9 protein-coding genes are annotated in these 9,217 nt (G+C 74.5%); 3 read left to right on the top strand and 6 right to left on the bottom strand.

What is annotated here, in order from left to right:
• Positions 1 to 1,364: HAMP domain-containing sensor histidine kinase (locus KBX39_RS14155; RefSeq protein ID WP_247660189.1), on the top strand; the 1,364-nt coding region annotated here is incomplete at its 5' end.
• Positions 1,365 to 1,376: 12 nt separating this feature from the next.
• Here the strand turns inward: KBX39_RS14155 and KBX39_RS14150 are convergent.
• The 4 genes from KBX39_RS14150 to KBX39_RS14135 form a co-directional block, all read right to left on the bottom strand.
• Positions 1,377 to 2,318, bottom strand: a complete 942-nt coding sequence (locus tag KBX39_RS14150) for a TAXI family TRAP transporter solute-binding subunit (protein WP_083297126.1) — start codon at positions 2,316 to 2,318, stop codon at positions 1,377 to 1,379.
• Between the two features lie 54 nt (positions 2,319 to 2,372).
• The gene (locus KBX39_RS14145; RefSeq protein WP_030499746.1) at positions 2,373 to 3,026 is read right to left on the bottom strand and encodes a hypothetical protein; all 654 of its coding nucleotides are present in this window, start codon (positions 3,024 to 3,026) and stop codon (positions 2,373 to 2,375) included.
• Positions 3,027 to 3,135: 109 nt separating this feature from the next.
• Positions 3,136 to 3,939, bottom strand: coding sequence for a peroxide stress protein YaaA (gene yaaA, locus KBX39_RS14140; RefSeq protein ID WP_210870964.1), 804 nt, complete (start codon positions 3,937 to 3,939; stop codon positions 3,136 to 3,138).
• 16 nt (positions 3,940 to 3,955) lie between these two features.
• Positions 3,956 to 5,560: a hypothetical protein gene (locus KBX39_RS14135; RefSeq protein ID WP_210870961.1), complete on the bottom strand. Its 1,605-nt coding sequence runs from the start codon at positions 5,558 to 5,560 to the stop codon at positions 3,956 to 3,958.
• A gap of 83 nt (positions 5,561 to 5,643) precedes the next feature.
• On the opposite strand from KBX39_RS14135, the gene KBX39_RS14130 reads away from it, so the two are divergent.
• A complete protein-coding gene (locus KBX39_RS14130; RefSeq protein WP_210870962.1) occupies positions 5,644 to 6,720 on the top strand; it encodes an App1 family protein in 1,077 nt (358 codons plus the stop codon).
• 91 nt (positions 6,721 to 6,811) lie between these two features.
• Here the strand turns inward: KBX39_RS14130 and KBX39_RS14125 are convergent, their stop codons facing one another.
• Positions 6,812 to 7,792 (bottom strand): zinc-dependent alcohol dehydrogenase family protein, encoded by a 981-nt coding sequence (locus tag KBX39_RS14125; protein ID WP_064447484.1) that lies wholly within the window; start codon positions 7,790 to 7,792, stop codon positions 6,812 to 6,814.
• An 81-nt stretch (positions 7,793 to 7,873) separates the two neighbouring features.
• Between KBX39_RS14125 and KBX39_RS14120 the strand changes: the two genes are divergently transcribed.
• Positions 7,874 to 8,233, top strand: a complete 360-nt coding sequence (locus tag KBX39_RS14120) for a helix-turn-helix domain-containing protein (protein ID WP_069089950.1) — start codon at positions 7,874 to 7,876, stop codon at positions 8,231 to 8,233.
• 68 nt (positions 8,234 to 8,301) lie between these two features.
• Here KBX39_RS14120 and KBX39_RS14115 read toward each other — a convergent pair.
• Positions 8,302 to 9,217, bottom strand: a 916-nt coding sequence (locus KBX39_RS14115) for an alpha amylase C-terminal domain-containing protein (RefSeq protein ID WP_210870959.1), incomplete at its 5' end; no start/stop codon positions are given.

Raw genomic sequence — 9,217 nt, 5'->3', positions numbered from 1 at the left:
CCCGGGAGACCGACCGGGTACGCGCCGACCGCCTCGCCGACGCCACCCGGTTCGCCTCGCTCGCCGGCCCGGCGCTGCGCGGCGGCAGCCCCGGTCCGCTCGACGGGGAACTGGCCGCCTACGACGCCCTCTACGGCATCGGTGCTGCGGTGGTGGACCGGGAGCGCCGTACCGTGGCCGCCTCGTCGGCCTGGGAGCCGGGCGCGGGCACCGGCGCGGCGCTCGACACCGCGCTGTCCGGGCAGCAGTTCAGCGGCCCCGAGTCGGTCTGGCCGTGGGACGGCGGGCCGGTGGTGACGGCCGTGCCGATCAACGACGGCGGCGAGGTGCTCGGCGCGGTGGTGACCACCAGCCCGGCGGACGGGGTGCGCCGCACCGTCAGCGCGTGGTGGCTGCTGCTGGCCGGCATCGGCCTGCTCGCGGTGCTGGCCTGCGTCTCCACCGCGTTCGGGCTGGCCGGCTGGGTGCTGCGCCCGGTCACCGAGCTGGACGCGGTGACCCACGAGATCGCCGAGGGCCGCCGGACCGCGCGGGTGCGCCCCCGGCTCGGCCCACCCGAGCTGCGCCGGCTCGCGACGAGCTTCAACGACATGGCCGACGCGGTCTCCGACGTGATGGACCGGCAGCGCGCCTTCGTCGCGCACGCCAGCCACCAGCTCCGCAACCCGCTCACCGCGCTGCGGCTGCGGGTCGAGGAACTGGGTCCCAGCCTCAGCGACGCGGACGGGCGGGCCGAGCACCGGCTGGCGCTGGAGGAGACCGACCGGCTGGCCACCGTGCTCGACGCGCTGCTGACCCTGGCCCGCGCCGAGCGGGAGGAGAACCAGCGGGTCACCGTGGACGCCGCCGCCACCGCCGCGTCCCGGGTGTCCGCCTGGCTGCCGCTGGCCCGGCACTGCGACGTCGCGCTGCGCCTGGACGCGGACGGCGAGCCGGTGTACGCCCGCACCGTACCCACCGCCATCGACCAGGCGCTGGACGCCCTGATCGACAACGCGGTGAAGTTCAGCGGGGCCGGGGGAGAGGTGACGGTGACGGTCCGCGCCGCCGAGGGCGGTACGACGCTCACCGTCCGGGACACCGGCCCGGGCATGACGGCCAGCCAGCTCGACCAGGCCACCGAACGGTTCTGGCGGGCGCCGGACGTGCAGAACGTGGACGGCGCGGGCCTCGGGCTGACCATCGCGGCGGTGCTCGTGGACGCCTCGGACGGCCGGCTCACCATGCGCCGGGGCGAGCCCCGGGGCCTGGTCGCCGAGTTGTGGTTCCCGGCGCCCGCCGACGATCCGGGTGAGGCCGGCGGGGAGGCCGAGACCGCCGAGCCAGTGGGCCCGCGACACGACGGCGAGCCGGCCACCCGCTGACCGCGCGCGAGCTCAGGGCTTCGCGGCGCGGTACCACTGCGCCGCGCCCGGGTGCAGCGGCAGCGGGGTGGTGACGATCGCCGACCGCTGGCTCATCCGGCCCGCCGCCGGGTGCGCGGCGGCCAGTTCCGCCCGGCGCTCCATCAGCAGCCGGGTCACGTCGCGCACCAGCGCGGCGGGCAGGTCGGCGCGGACGATCAGGTAGTTCGGGTTCGCCACCGTGCTGACCGGCTCCGCCTGGTACATGGAGCGGGGGATGTCCCGGGTCACGTAGACCTGCCCGTACCCGCGGCGCAGCGCCTCGGTCCACTCGCCCAGGTCCACGATCCGCAGCGAGGTCCGCTCGGCCAGGTCGGCGACGCCGCGTACGGGCAGTCCGCCGGAGAAGAAGAACGCGTCGATCCGGTCCTCCCGCAGCGCGGTCATCGAGTCGTCCAGCCCGAGGTGCTCCTGGCGGATCCGGTCGCCGTCGAGCTGGGCCACCTCCAGCAGGCGGGTGGCGGTGATCTCGGTGCCGGACCCGTCGGCGCCCACCGAGACCCGCCGGCCGCGCAGGTCGGCGAGCGTGCGGATCGGGCCGCCGGCGCGGGTGACCAGGTGCAGCAGGTCGTCGTAGACGCGGGCCACGGCGAGCACCGACGGATGCTCGGGTTCACGTGCCGGGAGCACGTCGGCCTGGGTGAAGCCCAGTTCCGCCGCGCCGGACCCGACCAGCCGGACGTTCTGCGCCGAGGCGGCGGTGACCACCACCTCGGCCCGTACCCCGGGCAGCTCCCGGTTGAGCACGGCGGCGAGCGACTGGCCGAAGGCGTGGTAGACGGCGGTCGGGCTGCCGGTGGCGATGCGGATCCGGGTCGGCTCGGCCGGCTCGTCCCGGCATCCGGCCAGGCCGGAGACGAGCAGCAGCACCAGCACGAGCGGGGCGGCGGCGCGCACAGGCCAGTGTCGGCTCACGGGCTGCACTCTGCGCCGTGCACCCGCCGCCGCGCAAGCCCGCCGCCGGGCCGGTCAGCCGGCGGCGGCCAGCTCCGCGCTCTCGGTGATCCGGGTCCGGTGCTCCCCGTTGGGCACGATCACCAGGAAGCAGCCCGCGCCCGGCCGCAACGCCGCCGGCACCTCCAGCAGCGCCGCGCTGCGGACCAGCACCGCGGCCAGGTCACGGTCGGCCAGCCGGATGCCGAGGCAGTGCCGGCGTACGTGCCGGCCGCCGGCGAGCAGCGCCGCCCGCCAGGCCGCCGCCGCCAGCCGGGGCCGCCAGAGCCGCCGCGCCGCCGAGGCGCCCGGGAACGGCCCGCCGAGCAGTTCCCGGCGGCCCTGCCGCCAGCCCGTGGTGAGCAGATTCGCGTACGCCGCCCGGTGCTGCGGCGGCACCGCCAGCCGGTGCAGCTCGTAGCGGCGGCGCAGGCCACCGGTGGTCAGTTCGTGCTGCACCGGCACGTCGAGTCGACCCAGCAGCTGCCGCATCCGGTGCGCCGCGTCCTCGCGGTTGAACTCGGCGATCCCGCCCCGGTGCGGTCCGGGGTCCAGGCGGCGTACGTCGGCGGCCGGCGGCGGCGTGCAGCGCACCATGCAGGCGATCTCGAAGGCGTCGGTCAGGGTCAGCCAGTCCAGCGGCGGGGACGGGCGGGGGCGGTCGAGCAGCGAGGTGGGCTCGGCGAGCATCGGCGCAGCTCCTCGGTCAGAGTCGGGGTACCTCTACCGTTGCCGCCAACGGCCGGGTCGGGAACCGATGCGGCCGAGCCTTGAGCAAAATTTGCGGGAAGCCCGCCGGTCAGAGTACGGTGACCACCAGGTCGACCTGCCGGGGCCGCCCGGCCGCCCGGGGCGCCTCCTCGACCGTGTACTTCAGCTCCCGCAGCGCCCCCACCAGCGCGTCGGCGGTACGCGGCCGGGCGTCGGCGAGCAGCAGATCCCGTACCAGCCGGCCCTTCGTCGCCTTGTTGAAGTGGCTCACCACCGACCGGGTCGGCGTGCCGTCCACGGTCCGCTCGTGCAGCACCCGCACCGTCACCGTCCGCTCGGCGAGCGCGCCGCGCGGCGTCCAGGTGGCCGCGTACGCGCCGGAGCGCAGGTCCAGCACCGGGCCGCGTCCGGCGGCGGGCTCCAGCACCGGCCCGAGCGCGCCACGCCAGTACGCCGACAGCGCCCCGAGCCCGGGCAGCCGCGCCCCGATCGGGCAGCGGTACGGCGGGATCCGGTCGGGGAGGCGTACCGCGCCCCACAGCCCGGAGCTGATCAGCACCTGGCGGCGGGCCGCCCGCTGCGCCTCGGGCGGCAGCGTGTCCAGGCCCAGCGCCTCGTAGAGCACCCCGGTGTAGAGCCGCCCGGCCGGGGCCGTCGCCGCCTCCCGCAGCCGGGCGTTGCGGCGCAGCTCGCCGCGCTGCCCCGCGGTGAGGCCCAGCGCGGCCAGGGCCGCCGTCTCGTCCGGCCCGGCGCACAGGTCGACGAGCGCGGTCAGCACCGCCTCCCGGGCCGGGTTCAGCTCGGTCAGGGACAGCCGGGACAGGTCCAGCCGGCGGCCGGTGCCGGCCTCGGCCTTCCCCTCCGACGGGGGCAGCAGGATGAGCACCGGCACAGCGTACGGGCCGGGCTCAGCGCCACGGCCGCACGGCACGGTCGGGGTGGTACACGCGACTGCCGCCCACCTCGGCCACCACCGCCGCGTCGGCGCGGTCACCAAGCAGCCGCCGCAGCGTGCGCTCGGCGGGGGAGCCGATGTCCAGCACGTACCCGGGCCGTTGCGCGCGCGCTACCCGCTGCCAGTACGCCGGATAGCGGTTCTGCCCGGGCGTGAGCGCCCCGTCGAGCACGCCGCACGCGACCGTCTCCCCGGTGTTGAAGATCAGCCGGTTGCAGGTCCAGTAGTCCCCGTACACCTCGTGCAGACCGGCGTTCCGCACCGTGTCGGCCAGGCGGCGGGCCGTGCGCTCCTCCTCCCGTACGCCCGGCACGCCGGCCAGGAACGCCACGGTGCCGGCCAGCGTCGCGGCGGTCAGCCCGGCCAGCACCACGGCCGCCGTGGCGCCGCCGAGCCGGGCGGCCGGACCGGCGGTTCTGCGCAGCGCGTGCGCGGCGGCCAGCCAGAGCGGCCACAGCACGGCCGGCAGCGAGATCTGCAGCACCGACAGGTACCGGGAGTTGCCGAGTGGGTCGGTCGCGGCGAGCGGGCTGCGCACGTACGCCAGCAGGGTCAACGCCGCGCCCACTACCAGCGCGAGGATCGCCGCGGCCCGGACCCGCGCGGCGTGGTCGGCGGCCCGGCGGTACGCGACCAGCCCGAGCGCGGCGGCGGCCACCAGCAGCACCGGGTAGAGCACGCCGAACCACTGCGTCCAGCGCGCGCAGCCGTCCATCGGGCACAGGCCGGACGCCAGCGGCACCCCCTCCAGCAGTCCGCCGCGCAGCCGTTCGGCCAGCGACGGCGCGACGCCCTCCTTGGTGCTGATCTCCCGGAACACCGACAGCGAGTCCTGCCCGGCCGGCGCGACGATGTTGTCCTTCACCACCGGCGCGATCCCGGCGGCGAAGCCCGCCACCAGCAGCACGCCCGGCCAGCCGATCAGCTCCCGGGGCATGGCCAGGACCAGCACCACGCCCGCCACCAGCAGGTACGGCGCGATCAGCCAGTCCGACCAGAGCGCCAGCCCGGCGAGCAGCCCGAACGCGCCGGTGGCCAGCCAGCGGTGCCGGACCCGCTCCTCGCCGAGCGCCACCGCGAGCAGCAGCATCGCCAGCACCGCCGGCTTCACCTCCGGACGGCCGCCGACCACTGTGAGCTGGTCGCGGACCACCCGCTCCGAGCCGAGCGCCAGCAGGCCCACCACGACGACCGCCAGCCAGGGGGAGAACAGGCGGCGGGTCAGCCGGTACGCCAGCCACAGGAACACCGCGAAGAGCGCGAGCAGCGGCAGCCGCAGCACCGGCCAGCTCGGCCCGGCCCAGCCGACCAGCGGCGCGGCCAGGTAGGACTCCAGCACGCCCATGTAGCGCTGGCCGTAGAGGAAGACCGGCCGCTCACCGCGCTCGGCGATGTGCAGCGCGGCCAGCCCGAACGTGGCCTCGTCGCTGTTCGACGCGGGCACCGTGAGCAGCGTCAGCACCAGGCGGTAGCCGACTCCGGCCACACCGAGCAGCAACGCCACCAGCGCCGGCGCGTCCGGACGCGGCCGCACCCGGTCCCGCTTCGTCGTCGACACGACCAACGCCCCCGTCGTCGCCCCGACCGCAGTCTGTCACGGCGGAACGCGGCTCCGAGGGCCGATCGGTGTGGATCACTCGCGTGGCCGGGCCCGGCCGGGTGTGGCAGTGTTGCAGCGTGCCACCCACACCACCGGACCAGCTTGCCGTACCGCGACTGCACCGCGCCGCGCGCTTCGAGGACGCCGTGCACGGCCTGGTCGAGCGCCGGTTGCGGCGCACCGGGTGGCAGCCCAACATCATCGCGTACGCGGGCTACGGCGCCCCGGGCTGGGCGCGGGTGCTCTGCCGGGTGCTGCTGGGCCGCCCGGACACCCGGCGGCGGGGCCGCCTGGACAAGGTGCGGGGCTGGCGCAGCTTCGCCACGCTGCCCGCCAAGCACATCCGGGTGACCATCGAGGCCGACGGCGTGCGCCAGGAGGTGACCGCCGACCGCAGCGGGTTCGTCGACACCGTGATCGAGGCCGACTTCACCCCCGGCTGGGGCTGCGTACGCCTCAGCGTCGCCGACGCCGAACCGGTGGAGGCGCTGGTCCGCGTGCTCGACCCGGCCGTCCGGTTCGGCATCCTCTCCGACATCGACGACACCGTCATGGTGACCGCGCTACCCCGGCCGCTGCTGGCCGCGTGGAACACGTTCGTGCTGGACGAGCACGCCCGCACCGCGGTGCCGGGCATGGCGGTGCTGTACGAGCGGCTGGCCACCGCCCACCCGGGCGCGCCGGTGTTCTACCTGTCCACCGGCGCCTGGAACGTCGCGCCGACGCTCACCCGGTTCCTGTCCCGGCACCTCTACCCGGCCGGGCCACTGCTGCTCACCGACTGGGGGCCGACCGCGGACCGGTGGTTCCGCAGCGGCCGGGAGCACAAGCGGGCCACGCTGGCCCGGCTGTCCCGGGAGTTCCCCGAGGTGCGGTGGCTGCTGATCGGCGACGACGGGCAGCACGACCCGGAGATCTACCGGGAGTTCGCCGCAGCGCACCCGGACCACGTCGCAGGGGTGGCGATCCGGCAGCTGTCGCCGACGCAGTCGGTGCTGGCCGGCAGCCTGCCGGCTCCCGCCGGACGGCCCTCCTCGGGCCCGGTGGGCCAGAAGTGGCGGTGCGCCCCCGACGGCGCCGGCCTCTGGAAGCTCCTCCGAGAAGCCGACCTGGTCTGACCGCCGGCCCCTCCTCTTCGCGTCGATCATGAGGTTGACCGCCTTGTAGAGATCAACAACTGCCGTCAACCTCATGATCGGCGGCCGACTGTCACGGCGTCACCACGATCTTGCCCGTCGCCGTTCCCTTCTCCAGGTACCGGTGCGCCTCGACGATGTCGTTCAACGTGAACACCCGGTCCACCATCGGTTGCAGCACGCCGGTGCGGACACCAGCGGCCAGGAACGCGGCGACGCGCCGGGCGGTCACCGGGTCGACCATGTCCGCAAAACTCATGTAGCGATAGATGGTCAGTGACGGATTCGCCGGGAACGACGCCGGGCGCGGGTCCAGCCAGCCCACCGTGGCCAGGGTGCCGCCGAGCTTCGCAGCCAGCGACAGCTCGGCCAGGCCCGGGCCCATGACAGCATCCAGGATGATGTCGGCGCCCACCCCACCGGTGTGCCGCCGGGTGGCCTCCCCGATGTCCTCCCGGTCGGTGGCGATCACCGCGGCGGCTCCGGCAGCCAACAGGCTCTCCACTTTGGCGCTCTGCCGGGTGACCGCGATCGGCACGGCGCCGATCTGGTTGGCGATCTGGATCGCGGCCCGCCCGACACCGCCCGACGCCGCGGTGATCAGGACCTGGTCCCCGGGCCGCATCCCGGCTCTGTCCACCAGCGCGCCGTAGGCGGTGAAGTACGACACCCAGAGCGCCGCCGCAGCGACGGGCTCCAGCCCGGCGGGCCGTGGCACGACCCGGTCGGCCGGCAGCACTGTGTACTCGGCGTACGCGCCCCTGGTCTCGAAGTCGGGTATCGCACCGAGGATGACCGGGTCGCCGACGGCCAGCCCGGTCACCCCGGACCCGAGCGCGTCGATCACACCGGTCCCCTCGACGCCCAGCCGCGCGTGCGGCAACGGCACGGGCCGCGGGGACTGCCCGGCCCGGACCATCTGGTCGAGCGGGTTGACCGCGAAGGCCTCGATCCGTACGCGTACCTCGCCGGCCGCGGGCTCGACGACCGGCTCGTCGACGACGCGCAGAACGTCCGGACCGCCGGTCTCGTCGAACACGACTACTCGTGGCATGAATGGCTCCTTGCGTTCCTGAAGGGCTTCGCCGCAAGACGCTACGGAGCCGATAGGAACCCGCTGGTACCTTTCGACTTTGTGCACGACACCCCGGGCCCGGTCTTCCTCGCCGATTGCCCCACCCGCCTGGCCGTCGAGATCATCACCGAGAAGTGGGCGGTGATCGTGCTGTTCGCACTCAGCCTGCAACCCCGGCGCCCCGGCGAGCTGGCCCAACTCATCGGCGGCATCTCCCACAAGGTCCTCACCCAGACCCTGCGCCGCCTGCAGGCATACGGCCTGGTCGAACGCCACGCCTACGCCGAGGCACCCCCACGCGTCGAGTACAGCCTCACTCCACTCGGGCAGACCCTGGTCGAGCCGATCAAGGTTCTGACCGACTGGGCTCGAGACAACGGCGAAGCGATCATCGACTTCCAGGAACAGAACGAGCGCTGAACCAACCCGCCCAACCGAAGACGCTGTCTCAGTGCCGGCCGCCGTGGCTGTTCTGGCGGTACTCGCACTCAGGCAGTTGCGGGTAGGAGCCAGAGAACGCCCAGCGGGGGGATACGCAGGGAGGCCGACGCGGGCAGGCCGTGCCAGGGGATGTTCTCCGCGTGCACCTCGCCCAGGTTGCCCACGCCGGAACCGCCGTAGTGGTGGGCGTCGGTGTTCAGCGCCTCGGCCCACGTACCTGCTGCCGGCAGGCCGATCCGGTAGTCGTCCAGCGGCAGCGCGGAGAAGTTCGCCACGCACACCAGCGTCTGCCCGTCCGGCGCGATCCGGATGAACGACACCGCATTGTTCGCCACGTCGTCCCCGGCGATCCAGCGGAAACCGGCCGGGTCGGTGTCCTGCGCCCAGAGCGCCGGGCTGGCCCGGTAGACCCGGTTCAGGTCGGCGACGAGCCGCTGCACGCCCGCCCGGGCCGGGTCGTGGGTGAGGTACCAGTCGAGGCCGCGCTCCTCGCTCCACTCCCTGTCGTCGGCCAGCTCGCAGCCCATGAAGAGCAACTGCTTGCCCGGATGCGCCCACATGTACGCCAGCAGCGCCCGCACCGTCGCCAGCCGCTGCCACGTGTCGCCGGGCATCTTGCCGGCGAGCGAGCCCTTGCCGTGCACCACCTCGTCGTGGCTGATCGGCAGCACGTAGTTCTCACTCCACGCGTACGCCAGCGAGAACGTGAGCTGATGGTGGTGGTGCTGCCGGTAGATCGGGTCCTTCGAGGTGTAGAGCAGGGTGTCGTGCATCCAGCCCATGTTCCACTTGAACCCGAACCCGAGCCCGCCCTCGGAGGTGGGCTTCGTGACGCCGGGCCAGGCGGTCGACTCCTCGGCGATCATCAGCACGCCCGGGTGGTGCCGGTAGACGGTGGCGTTGACCTCCTGGAGGAACGCGATCGCCTCCAGGTTCTCCCGGCCGCCGTGCACGTTCGGCGCC

Origin of the sequence: Micromonospora sp. D75 (assembly GCF_018070405.1) — a bacterium.
Lineage (GTDB): Bacteria > Actinomycetota > Actinomycetes > Mycobacteriales > Micromonosporaceae > Micromonospora > Micromonospora chalcea.
The sequence above is the reverse complement of the archived record's forward strand: the minus strand, read 5'-3'. Positions and strand labels throughout refer to the sequence as shown.

Coding starts and splice junctions, on each gene's coding strand:
- KBX39_RS14125 (WP_064447484.1), bottom strand. CDS start 7,792: ATGCCACGAGTAGTCGTGTTCGACGAGACCGGCGGTCCGGACGTTCTG.
- KBX39_RS14145 (WP_030499746.1), bottom strand. CDS start 3,026: ATGCTCGCCGAGCCCACCTCGCTGCTCGACCGCCCCCGCCCGTCCCCG.